Here is a 17,718-nt window from a genome sequence, read left to right on the forward strand (position 1 = left end):
GGTACACTTATTGATTGCGCGGGTGGCGGCCGCTGAATAGCCTGACTGCACATTTTTCAGGAGATTTAAGATGCCATTTTCCCGCCGAGGTTTCATTGGCCGCTGCAGCAGCCTGGCGCTTCTGGCCGGCTGCGGCCCAAGCCTGGAAAGATCATACGGCAGCTATGAGGTGTGCAATCCGCCGGACGGCCGCGAACTGGTGATTGACGCGCATTGCCATCTTCTAAATCAAAAAGACGGCTCGGCCCGTGAACTTGTTGCAAACCGGGTGCTGAACCTTGATGAGACGCATACCGCCCCGGGGCTGGACTGGATGGTCGGGACCTTGGCGCAGGCGCTGAGCTCTGTTCTTGGTGTTGCAACTCAATCCGCCCGCTCGGAAAGCAACCAGATTGACTACGAGCTTCGAAAGCCCCTCGGCGACCCGCACAACCTGCCTGCCCGGGCGTCGGGCCACGATCTGTGCTCCTTTGCCGACCGCTATCAGGCCGGGCTGATCCGCGCCGGACGGGACCGGCAGATCACCGGGTTCTTTTCCAACCGGCTGCGCAACGCAGCACAGATGATGCTGCTGTTTCCAGATGTTGACCTTTTCCTGCCGTCGATGGTCGATTTCTACGAAGGCAGAACCAGGATCAACTACCGCAATCAGATCGCGTTCTATTCCAATCTTGCCCTGGTCACCCGCGGGCGTTTCTTGCCGCTGGCGTCCTTCAGCCCGGAACGCGAGTATGACGACCGGCATCGCCAGGGCAGAGGGCCGAGGGATACGGATAGTAAAAAGTCGCAATTCTGGTGGCTGAAACATGCCATCACCAATCTGGGCTTTGTTGGCGTGAAGGTGCACCCGTCCTCGGGGTTCTCCCCAATCGACAACCTTGCCTTTGGCTGCAGCAACCGCTCCCGCCGGTATGAAAACAAGCCCGACCGCGAATTGTACGACCGGTTCACAGCCTACGACGAATACATGGAGGAACTGCTGGACTTTTGCAAAGAGGCGAATGTTCCGATCCTCAGCCATGGCAATATCGGGCTGACCGTGGCGAACAAGGGCTGCATGACCGGCTGGCGCCCGTCTCAGGCGGACACGCCGCGCAAGCGCCCTGAGGGGCTGATCGGAGATCCCGCCAAAGGGGAGTGGTTCTATCCGTTCGGCACCGCGCACCGGGTTCCCAGCGTGGCTGAGGACAGGCTGGAAACGGCGGCGCTCAAAGGTGTGAACTACCGACCGCCTGAGGATTACACCGCCTCGCCCAAGGCTTGGATCGCGGCTATGGAGGCAGCCGATGCCCGGGCGCCTGATCTGCCGGCCTCGCGGGTCATCTTCGGCCATTTCTCGGGCTCGTTTGTTGCGGAACGCGACGCCGGCGGAACCCTGCGCGCAGTTCCGTCGGCCTGGCTGAAAAGCACGGCTGAACTGGTCCGGACGAACAGGAATTTCTATGTCGACCTGTCTGAATTGTCGAATTTTTTCTCTGAAAAGAACGGCGCGGCCTATGCTGAGGCGTTCAAGCGTTTCCTGGCCGGAAATCCGCAGGTGACGCGGCAGCTTGTCTATGGTTCGGATTGGCATATGCCGGGGACGGCACTGGTTGGCAAGGCTTACTTCGGCCGGCTGCGCAGCCTGCTGCCGAAGGGAGAGCCGCGGCGGCAAATCATGGGGGAAAGGGCTGCTGATCTCTTTGGCTTGCGGCCCGGTACGCCCAATCTTGAGAGGCTGGAGCGGTTCTTTGCCAGGGCGCCGGATATCAAAAACAATCCCCGGGCAAATCCCGGAGACCCGGACCGGGACCCTTCGCTCCGGCCTGAGGATATCTCATGGTGGGCCAAAATCTGACCCAAGGATCGGGAAGCGGGGACGGCAATGGCATCAAGGGGAACAGTCTTTTCAACTGGCCGCGCGGCCTGCTGGGTTTTGCTGCTTGGAGCGCTTTTGCTGAGCGCTGCGGCCTGCAGCAATGCGGAATTCCGGCGTGCCGCCAAACAGACCTTTCCGGCCGGAGCGACGGACAGCGGGTTTACTGTCACCTTTTTGGGGACGTCATCCTTTTTGCTGGAAACCGCGCAGGAGCAGGTGCTGATTGACGGGTATGTGAGCCGCCCATGGCACTACCTGTTCCGGTGGATTGAGCCAAATCCGGAACAGATCCACCGCTGGATCGATTTGCTTGGAATCTGCAAATCTCCGGATGCAGGGAATACAGAGGGCCAACCCGAGGCGTGCAGCAGCCCTGGCAAGCCGGGGCTGGCGCTGGTCCTGACGATGCACGGCCACTATGATCATGCCATGGATGCCTCCTACTTTGCCGCCTGGGCAGGAGCTCCGATTGTCAGGGACAGCTCTCTGGACGTGCAATGGGAGGCGACCAGGAAACTGCTGAGCGATAACGGCGCGGATTTTCAGCGGCAGCCGGACAGGCGTGTCGACCTCAAGGCGTATCTGGGCAACCCGCCGAAACCGCTGCCGGTCTCCACCATTGGTCTTAAGCTCTACGAAACCAGGCACAACGAGAACCCTATCTCCAGAAGGATCAAGCCGGAAACGCCTGCAACTTTTGAGTTTCCGGCCTCAATCTGGGATATGGGCGAAGGCACCAGCGTCTCGGTGCTGGCCGAGGCGCCGAATGGCAAGAAGATCCTGTTTGCCGGAAGTGCAGGCGATCCCGGTGCCGTCTTCAGCAGCAATGGGGTAAAGGCTGACGTGGTTTTCCTGAGCATTGGCGGCCTTGGCAGCCAGGACAGGGAGGAGCGGGCGGCCTATTGGGCCAACACTGTCAAAGCGGCAGGTGCAAAGCGTGTTTTCCTGATCCACTGGGACAATCACCAAAAGAAGCTTCCTGAGCCGGGCGAGCCGCTGGTTCCCACGTTCTTTGAGCCGAACAGCAAAGTTCTTGCCCATCTGAGGGAGCTTGCTTCCGGGCCGGAGGGAAATGTCGAGATCCTGTTTCCGCCGGCCGGGGAGCGCTTTGATCCGTTCCGCTGATGCAACCGTTCTTGCGCAGCTGGAGACGGGGGCAATATAAAACTGCCGCTAGGCTCCAAGCGTTATGGCGCCCGGAGTTTCCGTGATCCTGCCAATTATGGCCGCCGGGAACCCAGCCGCGCTAAGCTGGCCGAGCAGCTGGTCCGCTTGCTCAGCAGAAACCGCCGCCAGCAGCCCGCCTGCGGTTTGCGGGTCAAACAGCAGATCCTGCCAGCCCCGTGTTTTCAGCTCGGGCAGGGCGGCCTGGTTGGCCGGGAACAGCGAAGACCGGATACCGCGCTCAGCAAGTTCGGCGGCCCCCTGCATCAGCGGAACTTGTCCCAAACTCAGTTCGGCCCCCACCGCTGAGGCCTCGCAAAGCCCAAGCAGATGGCCGGCAAGGCCAAAACCGGTGACATCGGTCATGGCATGGGCATCTTGCAGGAGGTGCGAAGCCTGCCCCTGAGGCTGGCTCATCTGTTCCAGCGCGGCAGAAATCCAACCGCCTTTGGCCTCTCCGGCCATTTCGGCGGCCATCAGAACACCGGAACCCAGCGGCTTGGTCAGGATCAGCGCATCGCCCGGCTGGGCGCCTGCCAGGGTGATTGCGGGGCGGCGGCAGAGGCCGGTGACGGTGAAGCCGATGGTCAGCTCATCCCCCAGAGACGTATGGCCGCCGACGATGGCCGCCCCGGCGGCCTGCATGACCCCGGAGGCGGCGTCCATGATCTCCTGCAGGGTGCGGGCCTGCAGATCCGGCGACATCCGCGGCAGGATCAGATTGGCAGTGGCGGCCTGCGGTTCGGCGCCCATGGCCCAGATGTCGCCAAGCGCATGCACCGCGGCGATGCGTGCCATCATTACCGGGTCATTGCAGAAACTGCGCAGATGGTCGGTGGTGATCACTTGCTGAGCGCCGCCGGTTGCCAGCAGGGCGGCGTCGTCGCCGGGAAGGGGCGTGATGTCTGCGCGGCCGGAAATTTCCAGCCCGGACAGCGTGGAGAGCAGCGCGCCGCGGCCCACTTTGGCACCGCAGCCGCCGCACATGGGCTTATCTCCCAGCGCCTCTTCCATGCCCTGCGTGTGCTCGGGCGGCAAAGGCGGCGTGTCCATGGCCGGCAGGTCGCGGAATTTCTCCATGAAGGCCTGATCAATACGGTCCTTCCAGCTCCACATCAACGGGCCTGCAAGGGTGGTGCCGAAGCGTTCGCCAAGCGCCTCTTTGGACCCCATAGAGATCAGCTTCAGGTAGTCCTTCTGCGGCTTGTATCTGCGCAGCGGATCGCCGGTCAGCACAGCGCGCAAATTGTGATACAGCACCGGGGCCTGGCGTACCGCATAAACGCCGGCCTTGGGGCGCGGGGCAAAGTCCATATGGGCGCAATCGCCGGTGGCAAAGACATTGGGGACAGAGCTTTGCAGGGTATCACTGATCCGAATGAACCCGTCCTGCATCTTCAGCCCGCTGCCCGCCAGCCACTCATAGGGCCGGGCGCCGGCAGCGCCGGTGGTGAAGTCCGAGAGGATCTCGCGCCCGTCCTGAAGAAGGATAAAGCCGTCTTCAATCCGCTCGATCCGGGCATTCTCTTCCAGCCGGACACCATGCTCTGCCAGGGCCCGGTGGAGTTTGGCGCGGGCCGTAGACCCAATGGCGCGCAAGGCATCATCACTGTCGATCAGGGTTGCCTGGGCCAGCCGGCCGCGCTGTTTCAGAGCGTAGGCCATGGCGAGGATCAACTCCGCGCCGGCAACACCGCCGCCGATCACGGCCACATGAGCCGGGCCTTCACCTTCCCTGTAGGTATCCCATCCGTTGCCGATCTCCCTAACAAGCAGCGGACCATGGCCTCCCCTAAAAATGTCCCATTGGGCCGCGAACCAACCCAAAGGTTTTGCCGGGATGCCGTGTTCGGCAAAGCCTGGCAGGTCTGGCATTGCCGAGGTGATGCCGACATCGACCGAGGCCGCGTCATAGGCAATTGGCGGGCGGCCAGGCACATGCACCAGCTGGGCCGAGGTGTCGATATGTTCGGCCGCGCCCAGCACCACCCTCGCGCCGGCAAAACGTGCAAGGCGCACCAGGTCAATGTCCAGCTCGTCGCGTTCGTAGTGGCCCGCCACAAAACCGGGCAGCATTCCGGAATAGGGCGCGGTGGGGCCTGGGTTGATGACGGTGAGCCGGGCGCCGGGCAGCGGCTTCATGCCCCATTTGCGCAGCACCAGTGCATGAGTGTGGCCGCCGCCCACCAGCACCAGATCGCGGGTCAGCGGCAAGCGGGAGGTGTCCATATCTCTATCTGCCTCTGCAGCGGGCCGGCATCTGCAAAGCGGCGGCCCTTACTGGGCTGCGTCGGGACGGCCTGCGTTTCTCTGTTCCTCGTCCTCAGGCGTGTCATGGGTGGCCCAATGGTCATCCTCGCCCGCCGAGGGCATGGTTTCGCGGCTCTCTTGCCGGTGAATATGCACCTTTGCAATGAAATTCGCCGTGATGGGCGCGGTCAGGAACAGGAACAGGGTGATCAGCAGCTCGTGCACCGAGAAGTATTTGCCAAACGCCGCCGCGTTGAGCATTGAGGCCAGCAGGACGCCGCCGACCCCCAGAGTGGTGGCTTTGGTCGGGGCATGCAGCCGCGACATCGGGTCGTTCAGCTTGATCAGACCATAAGAGCCGACCAGGCCGAAGATCCCGGCCATCACCAGAAAGGCTGCAACAAGGAATTCAAACAGGCTTGCCATGGTGCGTCCTCACTCGATGATATTGCCGCGCAGAATAAAGCGCGCATAGGCCACGGTGGAAACAAAGCCGAGCATGGCGATGATCATCGCCCCCTCGAAAAAGATCGCGCTGCCAAGCGCCATGCCATAAAGCACCATCAGCGCGATGGCGTTGATGAACATGGTATCGAGCGCCAGGATCCGGTCGGCGATCTCCGGCGCGGTCATCACTTTCCAGAGGTTCAGCAGAACCGCCAGGGCAAAGCAGCCGAAGGCGAGTTGGGAAGCTGTTTCGATCATTCGAAAATCTCCATCAGCCGGCGCTCGTAGCGCTGTTTAATCTCATCGCGCACTGCCTCGGGGTCGGGGGCGTCCAGGCAATGCACCAGCAGGCAGTGGCCCTCGTCCGAGACATCCGCCGACAGGGTGCCGGGGGTCATGGTGATGGTGCCCGCCAGCGCGGTGATCGCCTCAGGCGTTTTGAGGTCCAGCGGGACGGTGATCCAGTTCGGCTGCCGCTGGCTGTTTGGCTTGAACAGCACGATGCGGGCAACAACGATATTGGCCTGGATGATGTCGGCGAGCACCACAAAGACGTACTCCACCGCCTTGAACGGGCGGCTGATCCGCGGGCGGTCGGGCCAGTAGGGCTGGGTGACAAAGGGAATGAGCAGCCCCAGCATGAAACCGAACACCAGCGAGTTCAGCGACCAGCCGTTGACCAGCAGCAGCCAGGTTCCGGTCAGGAGCAGGGTCAGAAAGGGATGCGGCACCAGCCGTCTGAGCAGTTTCATTGCGCTTCCTCCCCAAGTACGGCTTCGATATAGACTGCGGGCGCATAAAGCTGCGCTGCGGTTTCTTCGGCGTAATGCGTGGCGGGACCGGCAAAGACGGTCAGCCCCACCAGGCCTGCCAGCAGGCCGAAGCAAGCCACAAAGGGCAGCTGTGCCGGGCGGGCGGCAACGGCTTCTGCGCCGGTTTCACCTTCTGGTTCGACCTCATGCGGCAGGCCGTAGCCTTTCCAGAACAAGAGCGATCCCGCACGGGCCATGCCGATGATGGTGATCAGCGAGCCGATCAGGATCACCGCCCAGATCCAGGTGGCCAGGTCGGCGCTGCGGGTAGCATCCAGCACCAGCAGTTTGCCCAGGAAGCCCGACAGGGGCGGCATGCCGGTGAGCGCGATGGCGGCGGCAAAGAACAGCGCTGAGATCAGCCCGATCTGCGGCATTGGCAGCTGAGGGGTAATCCAATGGCCCTGGCGCTCCATCACCAGATCGGCGACCAGGAACAGCAGCGCCGCGGCCAGGGTGGAATGCACCAGATAGTACAGAGCGGCGGCTGCGGCGGTCTGGGTGAACAGCGAGATCGCAATCAGCAGCGTGCCCATCGAGGCGATGGCGCCAAAGGCGGCGACCCGGCCGATCTTCTTGGAGCCGACCACACCGACGGCGCCTGCCATCAGGGTGAGCAGGGCTGCGGGCAGCAGCCAGGCTTCGCTAAGGCCCGCGGTGGCCTCGACCTCGGGGCCGAAGACCAGCGTGTACATGCGCAGGATCGAATAGGCGCCGACCTTGGTCATGATGGCAAACAGCGCCGCCACCGGCATCGGCGCGTTGGTATAGGCCGAAGGCAGCCAGAAGTGCAGCGGCAGCAGGGCGGCCTTGATGGCAAAGACCAAGAGCAGCATCACCGCGCCAACGCGCAGCAGCGCCGTGTCTTCAGCAGGCATCTGCGCTACTTTCACCGCGAGGTCGGCCATGTTCAGGGTGCCGGTCACTGAATAGAGCGTGCCAAGCGCAAACAGGAACAGGGTCGAGCCCAATAGGTTGTAGACCACATACTGCACGCCGGCCTGAAACCGGCGGCCGCCGCCAGAGTGGATCATCAGACCATAAGAGGCGATCAGCAGCACTTCGAAGAAGACAAACAGGTTGAAGGCGTCGCCGGTCAGGAACGCGCCCATAATGCCCATCAGCTGGAACTGGTAGAGCGCATGGAAGTTGGCGCCGCGTGCATCCCAGCCGGAGCCGATGGCGTAAAGCAGGATCGGCAGCGCCAGGAGCGAAGTCAGCACGATCATCATCGCCGACAGCCGGTCCAGCACCAGGACGATGCCAAAGGGCGCGGGCCAGTCGCCCAGCTCATAGACCATCACAGTGCCGTCGGCGGCCTGTGCCGCCAGTGCCAGCGCCACCGCGGCCAGCAGCACGGTGCTGGCGACCGAGAAGATGCGGGTGAGGTCGAGGTGATGGCGCACCACCATGATGATGAAAGGCGCAACAAGGGCCGGCAGGATCACCGGCATGATCAGGAGGTGGTTCATAGATCGTCTCCTGCGCCTTCGGGCTCGGCCGGCATATTGGTGCGGTCATTCTTCGAGGTGAGGTAGGCGCCAAGCGCCACCATCACCACCACCGCGGTCATGCCGAACGAGATCACAATGGCGGTCAGCACCAGCGCCTGCGGTAGCGGGTCGGTATAGGCGACCTCTTCGTATTTGTTGAGGATCGGCGGTGCGCCGGACACCAGCCGCCCGGTGGCGAACAGGAACACGTTCACTGCATAAGTCAGCAGCGACAGCCCCAGGATCACCGGGAAGCTGCGGCGGCGCAGGATCAGGTAGATGCCGGCCGCGGTCAGGATGCCGACGGCAGAGGCGACGAGAAGTTCCATGCTTATCCCTCCGTCCCGGTCTTTTCAGCCGCGTCGTCGCGGGCCGGGTTGATGTCCATCGCGTGCTCGCTGCTCATCCCAGGCTGCCAGGCAAAGCGCGACAAGCTCTCCAGCGCCAAGAGCACTGCGCCGACCACCGCCAGGAAAACGCCCAGGTCGAACAGTGCCGCGGTGGCCCATTCGAACTCCTCCAGCGGCGCCCAGTGGATGTAGCCGAAATCGCTGGTCAGGAACGGCATGCCGTTGAACCAGGCACCGATGCCGGTGGCCGCAGCGATCAGCACGCCGGAGCCGATAATACCGTGGTAGAAGAACCGCTGGCGTTCCGCCGCCCAGCTGAAGCCCGATGCCATATACTGCATGATGATTGCAATCGCGGCGATCAGGCCTGCGATAAAGCCGCCGCCGGGCAGGTTGTGGCCGCGGAAGAAGATATAGGCCGCCACCATCAGCGCCAGCGGCATCATTACCCGTGTCACTACCACCATCATCAGCGGATGCGCATCACCGGCCTGCGGCAGGTCGGGCTCGCGGTTCAAGAGATAGGCGCGCACCTTGGAGCCCAGCACCGCTTCGGTCAGGGCAAAGATCACCACGGCGGCAATCCCCAGCACGATGATCTCGCCAAAGGTGTCATAGCCGCGGAAGTCGACCAGGATCACGTTCACCACATTGGTGCCGCCGCCGCCCTTGTAGGAGTTGGCGAGGTGGAAGTCCGAGATTGTCGGGAAGGCAAAGTCGCGCATCATCAGCGCATAGATCAGCCCGCCCGAGCCCAGGCCCGCCACAATCGACAAGGCGCCGTCGCGCATGCGGATAAAGGCCGGTGTTTCAACCGGGGTTTCCTTGGGCATGAAGTTCAGCGCCAGCAGCATCAGGATGATGGTGACCACCTCGACCGAGATCTGGGTCAGCGCCAGGTCAGGCGCCGAAAGGTAGTTGAACGACAGCGACACCACCAGACCGACAACGCCGATCAGCACCAGTGCCAGCAGGCGGTTGCGGTGCTTGGCGACGATGAACAGCGTGGCCACGACCAGGGCAAACCAGCCGACCAGCGGCAGAAGCCCAGGCTGCTGCACTGCCCGCGTCGCCGCACCCAGGGTACCGCTTTGATAGGCGAGATAGGAGATTGCCACGGTGAAGGTGACCATCACCGTCGCGTGGCGGGTCAGCATGCCATTGTGCAGCCCTTCGGTCAGGGCGCGGCTGAGCAGCGTGAAACCGCGGATAGCCGCCTCGAAGATGGTCTTGGCCTCGGGGCGGGGCAGGGCGTTCCAGATCTTCTCCAGCGGTTTATGCAGTGCCAGCAGAACCGCGCCGCCAGCGACCGCAAAGATCGAAATGTAGAGCGCCGGGGTTAGCCCATGCCACAGCTTCAGCGAGTAGTAGGGCAGTTCTGCACCGCCGATTACAGCGCCGGCAGCGGTGGCAACCATGGGGCCGGCAATATAGGCCGAGGCCAGGCCGATCAGCACCACCAGCACCACCAGGAAGGCCGGGCCGATCCACATGCCCGGCGTCGGGTCATGCGGGTGGCCAGGGTAGTCGTCGCGCTTGGGTCCCAGGAACACATGCACGACAAAGCGGAAGGAATAGGCTGCCGAGAACAGCGCTGCGATACCTGCCAGAACCGGTACGATCAGGTGCGAGCCGTTCCAGACAGTATGGGCCGCTTCCTCCAGCATCATTTCCTTGGAGAGGAAGCCGTTCAGCGGCGGGATGCCGGCCATCGAAAGCGCCGCCACCATGCCGATGGTAAAAGTGACCGGCATCAGATGACGCAAACCGCCCAGCCGTTTGATGTCGCGGGTGCCGGCCTCGTGGTCAACAATCCCTGCAGTCATGAACAGCGCAGCCTTAAAGGTGGCGTGGTTGATGATGTGGAAGACGGCAGCCACGGCGGCGATTTTGGTGCCAAAGCCCAACAGCATGGTGATCAAGCCCAAGTGGCTGACAGTGGAAAACGCCAAAAGCGCCTTGAGATCATCTTTGAACAGCGCAATCACCGCGCCAATCAGCATTGTGACCAAGCCGGTGGTTGCAACGATATAGAACCACTCGGGCGTGCCGGCCAGGACGGGCCAAAGCCGCGCCATCAGGAACAGGCCGGCCTTCACCATGGTGGCTGAGTGCAGATAGGCCGAGACCGGCGTCGGCGCGGCCATTGCGTGCGGCAGCCAGAAATGGAACGGGAACTGCGCAGATTTGGTGAAGGCACCCAGCAGGATCAGGATCAGCGCCGGCAGGTATAGGTCCGAGGATTGGATCGCTTCCTTGTTCTGCAGAATGACACTGAGGTCGTAGGAGCCCGCGATATGGCCCAGCATCAGCATGCCCGCGATCATGGCCAGCCCGCCCGAGCCGGTGATGGTCAGCGCCATCCGCGCGCCCTGTCGGCCTTCGGGCAGATGCTTCCAGTACCCGATCAGCAGGAAGGAGCTGAGCGAGGTGAGCTCCCAGAAGACCAGCAAAAGCAGGATGTTGTCGGACAGAACGATCCCAACCATGGCGCCCTGGAACAGCAGGAGATAGCTGTAGAACTGCCCCATCGGGTCTTCGCGCGACAGGTAGAAGCGTGCATAGAGGATGATCAGCAGGCCAATCCCTAAGATCATTGCCGCAAACAGGAAGCCCAGCCCGTCCAGGAAGAAATGGGCATTAAGCCCAAGGGCGGGCAGCCAGTCGACGGCGGCAAAAACGGTCTCGCCCCTGAAAATGGCAGGGATGTGCAGCATCAGCCCAGTGAAGGCGAGAAAGGTTGTCAGCCCGGCAGCAGAGGCCGCGGCATTACGCCCCGCGCGGATCAGCAGAGCGGGGAAAACGGCTCCGAGGAAAGGCAGGGCCGCAATCAGGAATAGGGACACGTGCAGGTCTCCTGTCGGGTTGGCGCGTCGTTTTTGAACCAGTGCTAAGCAATTTTTGCGCCCAGAACCACCCCCGCAGCCCGGGTTGCGGCAAGTTTGCCGCAGGCTGGCGCGGATCGAATACGCTTTTCACCGGCATACTTGGGCAGGCGCGGCGCAATAACAAGAACTTGACCAGCGGAATCGGCGGCTTGGTGGTGAATGAAACGGCGCAGCCTGCTAGAGCAGGGGAAAGCACTGGCGGCAGGCCGGTGCGGCAAGCTGGCTAGGAGGGTTCATGGCCGGATCGCAGATGGAACATCCACGATGGTCCCGGCGGTTTGTTGTGCTGGGCGGTGCGGCCGCGGCGGCGGCAGCGGGCCTCTGGTGGCAGCGCCGGCAGCCGCCGGATCACGACAACCCGCGTTTGACAACGGCCGAAGCCTTTGCGGCAGCGCAAAAGGGCGAGATTACCCTGGTGGATATCCGCACGCCGCAGGAATGGCGCAGCTCCGGCGTGCCGGTCGGCAGTCATCAGATCGACATGCGGCGCAAGGATTTCATTGCGGCACTGCAAGAAGTGGCAGGACCGGATCCGTCTGCGCCGGTGGCGCTGATTTGCGCCCGCGGCGTGCGCTCGGCGCGGCTGACACTGGCCCTGACACAGGCGGGTTTCACCAATGTGATTGATGTGCCCGAGGGCATGCTTGGCTCCAGTGCCGGGCCTGGCTGGATTGCCAGCAACCTGCCTGTGGCCCGATGGGAGGGATGATGAAGGGATTGAAAGCCAGCGCTGCCGCCGGTCTGATCGCCTTGTGGGGCGGGGCCGCTGCTGCCGCCTGCGGTGCCGAAGCGGGGGCCTGCGAGATCGATCAGGGCAGCTACCATATCGTGCTTCCGGAAGCTGCAGAGGAAGGCACGCCAGTGGTGATGTTCCTGCACGGGTATGGCGGCAGCGGCAGCCAGGTGCTGCGCAACAAGGCTCTGGTCGAGGGGCTTACCGGCCGCGGCTATGCAGTGGTTGCGCCTGAGGGGCGCAAGCGCGATGGCACCGGACCGCAGAACTGGGGGTTCGGCCCCTTTGATGAAGGCCGGGACGAGGGTGCTTTCTTTGCATCGGTTCTGACCGATGCGTCGCAGCGGTTTGGCACTTCGTCGGCGCAGACTGTGCTGGCTGGGTTCTCGGCCGGTGCCTTTATGGTGCATTATCTGGCCTGCCGCGACCCGGCAGCTTTTGCGGCTTATGCGCCAGTGTCCGGTGCTTTCTGGCGGCCGCAGCCTGAAGCTTGCGAAGGGCCGGTGCGGCTCTTGCAGGTGCATGGCTGGCGTGACGAAGTGGTTCCTTTGGAAGGCCGCATCCTCGGCGGCGGGCGTTGGGAGCAGGGCGACGTCTTTGCGGCGCTTGAGACCTGGCGTGAGGCCAATGGCTGTGCGTCCCATGCCCCCGGCAGGGCTTGGAGTGAGGATGATCAGCTGCGCCGCCGCTGGGATTGCGGTCCGGGAGCCACGATCGAATTGGTATTGTTTGACGGAGGCCATTCGGTGCCAAAAGGCTGGGCTGGTCTGATGGCGGATTGGTTCGAGGCTGAGCCGGCGGTGCGCTGAAAAGCGAACCGCTGCGGCAAGGGCAGCTCTCCCGCCCCTTTGCCCGTAAATCAAAGATTTCCGGCAAAGCGTTGGGCCAGGCAGCGCCCCCTGCGGGCGCGCTGCGGCGCTATTGTTTCCTTGGTGCCGTATGAGGAGCTGAGGCGAGGTGAGGGTGCATCCGCGCCGCGCGTCAGCGCGGCGCCGGGCCCAAGGCCGCCAGGGCAGGTCCGGCGCAGCCGGGGCAGCCTGCGGGCGCGGGAGTGTTCCGTTGCGACTGGGGGCGCTTACTCAGCCGGGGTGCCGCGGGCGCCGGTGCCCTCCAGAAGCGCTTTTAAATCGGCACGGGCAGCACGGGCGGCGCGGGTAATCTGCGGCTCGGTGAATTCTTCGCGGGTGGCCATCCAGTTGCGGATGCGGTTGACCGTTTTCACCCCGGACAGCGCTGAAAGCGGAATGGCCAGGACAAGTGATAGAGCAATCGGTGCCAGCCAAAGCGACACGGTTCCGGACAGGATCCCCGCCCAAAGCGCCACGCCGCTCACCGTTTCCAGCGCGTGGCACACCACCAGCGTGCGCAGGGAGTAGCTGCCGCCGTCGCGCGCCTGCGGGGCCCAGCCGCGCTGCAGGCCAAGCGCAGTGCGGAACACGGCGATCATCTGCTGCACCATCAGGATCGGCGCATAGAGGATCGCCAGCGCCACTTCCGACAGGAAGGAGAGCACAAAATGCACCGCTCCGCCGTACTCCGAGAACCGGCTGCCTGTCATCGGCAAGGCCGCAGCCGCCAGCATCTTGGGCGCCAGCAGCATGGCGTAGATCAGCAGGATCACCAGCACATGCTTGGGCTCGGACATGTCCGGCCAACTGGGACGCAGGGGATTGGATTCGCTGAAGTAGCTGATGACGGAAGCCTCTTCACCCAGGCCGATCACCGCCCAGAGCACCAGCAGGGCAAACCACACCGGGGCCATCAGATAGCCGATGGCGCCGTGGAACAGATGAAAGCGAGAGACCGCCCTAAAGCCTTTCGCGCCCAGCAGGTTCAGGTGCTGCAGGTTGCCCTGGCACCAGCGGCGGTCGCGCAGGATGTGGTCGATCAGCGTTGCCGGCGTCTCCTCGTAGGAGCCGCGGATTCGGGGCAGGAAGCGCACCGACCATCCCGCGCGACGCAGCAGGCCCGCCTCGACAAAATCATGGCTCATAATCAGCTTCTCGCCGCCGCCGAAACGCGAGCGCAGCAGCGGCAGGCCGGCGCAGGCCGCAAAGGCGCGGGTGCGGATGATGGCGTTGTGGCCCCAGTAATTGCCCTCATGCCCGGCCCAGCGGGCCAGCCCCTCGGCCAGCGACAACCCGTAGACGCCATTGGCAAACTGCTGCATGCGGCCAAAGACTGATTGCGCGCCAATCAGCTGCGGGTAGCTTTGGATGAGGCCCGCGCCGGGGTCACGCGCCAGCGCATCCGCCAGCCGGGCAATCGCACGGCCGGTCATCAGGCTGTCGGCGTCCAGCACCAGCATCGCTTCGTAATCCGCACCCCAGCGGCGCACCCAGTCGGAGATGTTGCCGACCTTGCGGCCCTCATTATCCGGGCGGCGGCGGTAGTAGAGCTCGGCCCCCGGCGGCAGCATGGTCCGCAGCGCCTCGACGCTGGCACGCTCCTGCTCGGCAATGGCGTCGTCACGGGTGTCCGACAGGATGAACATCGCATAGTCGTGCAAACCGCCGCGCCCGTGCAGTTCCTGCAGCATGGTCTGGGCATTGCCAAGAACATACCAGGGCACCTCGTTGTAGACCGGCATCAAGAGCGCAACCTTCATCGGGCGTGCGGGGCCGCGGGCGGTGGTGCGTTCCCTGCGTGACAGTCCGTAAAGCCCCAGTAGCACAGTAGAAACGGTGAAGGCGATCCAGAAGAAGTTGAAGGCAATCAGCGCCAGCAGCACCAGCTCAAGCGCCGAGAAACCGCCTTCCATGAACCAGCCTTGCATCACCCAAGTGAGTGCCGCTGTGGCTGCCATAGCAGGCGAAAACGCGAGGATGCGCCACAGCGCCACCTGGCGCGGGGCTTGGCCGCCGGGTGCGGCCGCATCGCGGAAGTCGGCGGAGAAGTCTTGTGCGGGCATCTCCAGCGGCTGCTCCGGGGGCATCAGCTCCTGTTTGCTCATGACGTCCACCGGTAAAGCCAGACCTCGGAGGCGGGCTTGCCGTCCTTCAGCAGCTGCGCGCGCAGCTCGGCGTGGGTGCGTTCGCCCGGGTCGAAGTAGAATGCCAGCCGCATGCCGCCGGTTTCCGGGTTGCGCTGCAAGACGCCCTCGCTGGTTTCGGCCTGCGGCGAGGAAACATGGATATCCAGCGTCTCCGGGCCGCCGTCAAACAGCGGGTGGGCTTCAAAGTCGACGGTCACGATGCGGCCATCGCCGCCAAAAATCCGCTCGCCGGTGGCGGAGTTGATCACCCGCGGCATTGACAGGACCGGCTCCTCGCCCCAGGTGAGGCGGTAATTCAGGTTGATCTCGGACCCGGCCGCATAGGGTTCGCGCGGGCGCCAGTAGGCGACGATATTGTCGTAGATTTCCTTGTCTGCCGGGATCTCGACCAGAGTGACAGCGCCTTTGCCCCAGTCTTCCTTGGGTTCGACCCAAAGCGAGGGGCGCTTGTGGTAAAAGGCTTCCAGGTCATTGAAATCCGATAATTTCCGGGCCCGCTGCATCAGGCCGAAGCCGCGCGGATTGGTGTCGACAAAAGACGAGACCTGCAGGCGGTTCGGGTTGGCCAGGGGCCGCCACAGGGTCTCGCCGTTGCCGTTCACGACCAGGAGACCCTCGCTGTCGTGCACTGCTGGGCGGAAGTCGTCGAAACGGCCCGGGTTTGTGGAGTCGAACAGAAACATCGACGTCAGCGGCGCGAGGCCTGCGTGGGTCAGCTCCTCACGCGCGAACAGAGTGGCTTCCACATCCATCACCGCGCTGCTGCCGGGGGTGATGGTGAAGCGGTAAGCGCCGGTAACAGAGGGTGAATCCATCAGCGCATGCACCACCATCGAGCGCTGGCCGGGGGCGGGGGCTTCAAGCCAGAAGTCGGTGAATTCGGGGAACTCCTCGCCCTCAGGGTCGGCGGTTTTCAGGGCCAGGCCGCGGGCGGACAGGCCGTAGTTGTTGCCGATGCCGATGGCGCGGAAATAGCTGGCGCCCTGGAACACCGCGAACTCAGTCTTCTTGGTGGGGTGGCCCAGATCGGTGCGCAGGCGCAGTCCGGAATAGCCCAGGTGGCCCTCGGTTGTGAGATCGGGCGCCTTCTTGTTCTTGTCGAACAGATCAATGTCGAACGGCACATGCTCGGCCATGCCATCAGTGACCGCATGCACCTGCACCGCGCGCGGGAAGTAGAGGCCGGGGAGGAAGAAGTCGACGTTGTAGCTGCGGTCAGTCTTTGACCATAGCGCATCCGATGTACGAAACCAGCGCGCCTTATAGTCGTCATACGACTGATCCAGCCAGTCTTGCGGCACCATTGGGCGTTCGGCGTAAGCCTTGCCCGCCAGTGCGCGGGCCTTGGCGACCACAAATTCATGGGTGAAGGGCATCGCCTCGCTGGCAAAGCCGGAGAGGGCGGCCAGGGCGGTGCTGCCCAGGGCAGCAGTCAGAAAGGACCGGCGGGTCAAAGCGCTCATTTCTTGGCTCTCCACGGCTGCGACTTGAACCAGGCAGCGCCGTAAGCGCAACCAATGATTAAAGAAAAGCCAACCAGATTGGCAAATGCGGTGGTCATAACCGCGCGGTCGGTCTGGTCAAGCGCAAAGCCGATGAAACGCGCCAGCGCCATCGAGAAAACAAACACCGCAAGCGACTGCTGGCCGACCTTGGTGATGATCTTCAGCAGAACTTCCCAGACCCGCGCAGCGGCGGAGGAGCCGGAGGCGATCAGCCGTTTGCCGCCTTCGCCCGCTGCCACCCAGCCCAGATAAGCCAGCGCCAGGAAATGGGTATAGCGCAGCAGGCCGAAATCGGTCTTTTCGCGCCATTCGCCGATGGCGTCGCGGCCGGGCTTGATCAGGTCTGCCAGCTCGGGGCTTGCGGCCTTGACCCAAGTGAAGACTTTCCAGGAGCCGTAAGGCGCCGACAGGATCAGGAAGGCGGCACAAAGGACGATCAGAACCTTGGAGACCGGCGGTTTCGGCAGCCAGCCCTTCATGAAGGCAAAGCCGGTGAAAAACAGCAGCTGCCAGCCGAAGGGGTTGAAGAACCATTCGCGCTCGGACCAGGGTTCCGCCGGCAGCGACAGCCCGTCGGGGCCCAGCCCGATGATATAGGGGTTGGCGGTCAGCCAGATCAGCACCGAGGCCATGCCCACGGCCCAGAGGCCTGCCTTCTCCAGCCCCATGATCAGGGGCATCATCAGCAGCACCACCAGGTACATCGGCAGGATGTCAAAGTAGTTGGGCACATAGGTGAGGGTGAACAGCCCCACCAGCTGGGTCATCGGGTCCTTGAAGAAATGGCCAAGGTTCAGCGAGTTGACATAGCTCTTTTCAAACCCGCCATAAAGGTCGATGGCGGCCATCGAGACGGCGATGAAGACAAACAGGCCGATGTGGGCCCAGAACACCTGCCAGCAGCGGAAGATCACCCGGGCGGTGCCCAAAAACCAGCCGCGGCGGTCGAAGGAGCCGCCAAAGGCAATCGCTGAGGCCATGCCGGAGCAGAACACAAAGATCTCGGTGGCATCGGAAAAGCCGAACCGCGCGGGGATCCAGCCGGTCCAGCGGTTGCCCGGGATATGGGCAATCAGAATGATGAACATGGCAATGCCGCGGTAGAAGTCGAGCCGCGGATCGCGCACGCGCGGCTGTGCCGCTTGCGGCGGCGGTGCAGGCCGGTTGGCAGCATTGGGATCGGTCTGAGGCCCGGGGAAGGGCGCAACGCTGGACATGAGTGG

At 63.4% G+C, this 17,718-nt stretch carries 14 protein-coding genes; 4 read left to right on the forward strand and 10 right to left on the reverse strand.

What is annotated here, in order from left to right; all coding sequences use genetic code 11:
* Positions 1-70 precede the first annotated feature (70 nt).
* Positions 71-1,837: an amidohydrolase family protein gene (locus tag RA19_RS19550; RefSeq protein ID WP_039165913.1), complete on the forward strand. Its 1,767-nt coding sequence runs from the start codon at positions 71-73 to the stop codon at positions 1,835-1,837.
* A gap of 213 nt (positions 1,838-2,050) precedes the next feature.
* Positions 2,051-2,983, forward strand: a complete 933-nt coding sequence (locus tag RA19_RS19555) for an MBL fold metallo-hydrolase (protein ID WP_152615831.1) — start codon at positions 2,051-2,053, stop codon at positions 2,981-2,983.
* Between the two features lie 48 nt (positions 2,984-3,031).
* Here the strand turns inward: RA19_RS19555 and selD are convergent, their stop codons facing one another.
* From selD to RA19_RS19590, 7 genes are read right to left on the reverse strand one after another with little or no spacing between them, the layout of a single operon-like run.
* Positions 3,032-5,251, reverse strand: coding sequence for a selenide, water dikinase SelD (selD, locus tag RA19_RS19560; protein ID WP_039165920.1), 2,220 nt, complete (start codon positions 5,249-5,251; stop codon positions 3,032-3,034).
* A gap of 48 nt (positions 5,252-5,299) precedes the next feature.
* Positions 5,300-5,698, reverse strand: a complete 399-nt coding sequence (locus tag RA19_RS19565) for a Na+/H+ antiporter subunit G (RefSeq protein WP_039165922.1) — start codon at positions 5,696-5,698, stop codon at positions 5,300-5,302.
* Between the two features lie 9 nt (positions 5,699-5,707).
* On the reverse strand, positions 5,708-5,977 hold the full coding sequence (locus tag RA19_RS19570) for a K+/H+ antiporter subunit F (protein WP_039165925.1): 270 nt from the start codon (positions 5,975-5,977) through the stop codon (positions 5,708-5,710).
* Positions 5,974-6,471 carry a Na+/H+ antiporter subunit E gene (locus RA19_RS19575; RefSeq protein ID WP_039165928.1) on the reverse strand — a complete coding sequence of 166 codons (498 nt, stop codon included), beginning with the start codon at positions 6,469-6,471 and terminating at the stop codon, positions 5,974-5,976. The genes RA19_RS19570 and RA19_RS19575 overlap by 4 nt, the downstream gene beginning before the upstream one ends.
* Positions 6,468-8,003: a monovalent cation/H+ antiporter subunit D gene (locus RA19_RS19580; protein ID WP_039165931.1), complete on the reverse strand. Its 1,536-nt coding sequence runs from the start codon at positions 8,001-8,003 to the stop codon at positions 6,468-6,470. Before RA19_RS19580 ends, RA19_RS19575 begins: the two co-directional genes overlap by 4 nt.
* Positions 8,000-8,353, reverse strand: coding sequence for a Na+/H+ antiporter subunit C (locus RA19_RS19585; protein ID WP_039165934.1), 354 nt, complete (start codon positions 8,351-8,353; stop codon positions 8,000-8,002). Before RA19_RS19585 ends, RA19_RS19580 begins: the two co-directional genes overlap by 4 nt.
* A gap of 2 nt (positions 8,354-8,355) precedes the next feature.
* Entirely contained in the window at positions 8,356-11,220 is a 2,865-nt protein-coding gene (locus tag RA19_RS19590) for a monovalent cation/H+ antiporter subunit A (RefSeq protein WP_039165935.1), read from the reverse strand.
* Positions 11,221-11,512: 292 nt separating this feature from the next.
* Here RA19_RS19590 and RA19_RS19595 point away from each other — a divergent pair, with 292 nt between their 5' ends.
* Both RA19_RS19595 and RA19_RS19600 read left to right on the forward strand, forming a co-directional pair.
* Entirely contained in the window at positions 11,513-11,971 is a 459-nt protein-coding gene (locus RA19_RS19595) for a rhodanese-like domain-containing protein (RefSeq protein ID WP_241479108.1), read from the forward strand.
* Positions 11,968-12,804, forward strand: coding sequence for an alpha/beta hydrolase family esterase (locus RA19_RS19600; protein ID WP_152615832.1), 837 nt, complete (start codon positions 11,968-11,970; stop codon positions 12,802-12,804). The genes RA19_RS19595 and RA19_RS19600 overlap by 4 nt, the downstream gene beginning before the upstream one ends.
* Positions 12,805-13,070: 266 nt before the next feature.
* Here RA19_RS19600 and mdoH read toward each other — a convergent pair whose 3' ends face one another.
* From mdoH to RA19_RS19615, 3 genes are read right to left on the reverse strand one after another with little or no spacing between them, the layout of a single operon-like run.
* The gene (mdoH, locus tag RA19_RS19605) at positions 13,071-14,948 is read right to left on the reverse strand and encodes a glucans biosynthesis glucosyltransferase MdoH (protein ID WP_039165941.1); all 1,878 of its coding nucleotides are present in this window, start codon (positions 14,946-14,948) and stop codon (positions 13,071-13,073) included.
* The gene (locus tag RA19_RS19610) at positions 14,945-16,453 is read right to left on the reverse strand and encodes a glucan biosynthesis protein (RefSeq protein WP_039165942.1); all 1,509 of its coding nucleotides are present in this window, start codon (positions 16,451-16,453) and stop codon (positions 14,945-14,947) included. The genes mdoH and RA19_RS19610 overlap by 4 nt, the downstream gene beginning before the upstream one ends.
* Positions 16,450-17,712 (reverse strand): OpgC family protein, encoded by a 1,263-nt coding sequence (locus RA19_RS19615; RefSeq protein ID WP_039165943.1) that lies wholly within the window; start codon positions 17,710-17,712, stop codon positions 16,450-16,452. The genes RA19_RS19610 and RA19_RS19615 overlap by 4 nt, the downstream gene beginning before the upstream one ends.
* Positions 17,713-17,718: the final 6 nt, after the last annotated feature.

The sequence above is a fragment of the Leisingera sp. ANG-M1 genome (assembly GCF_000813745.1).
Lineage (GTDB): Bacteria > Pseudomonadota > Alphaproteobacteria > Rhodobacterales > Rhodobacteraceae > Leisingera.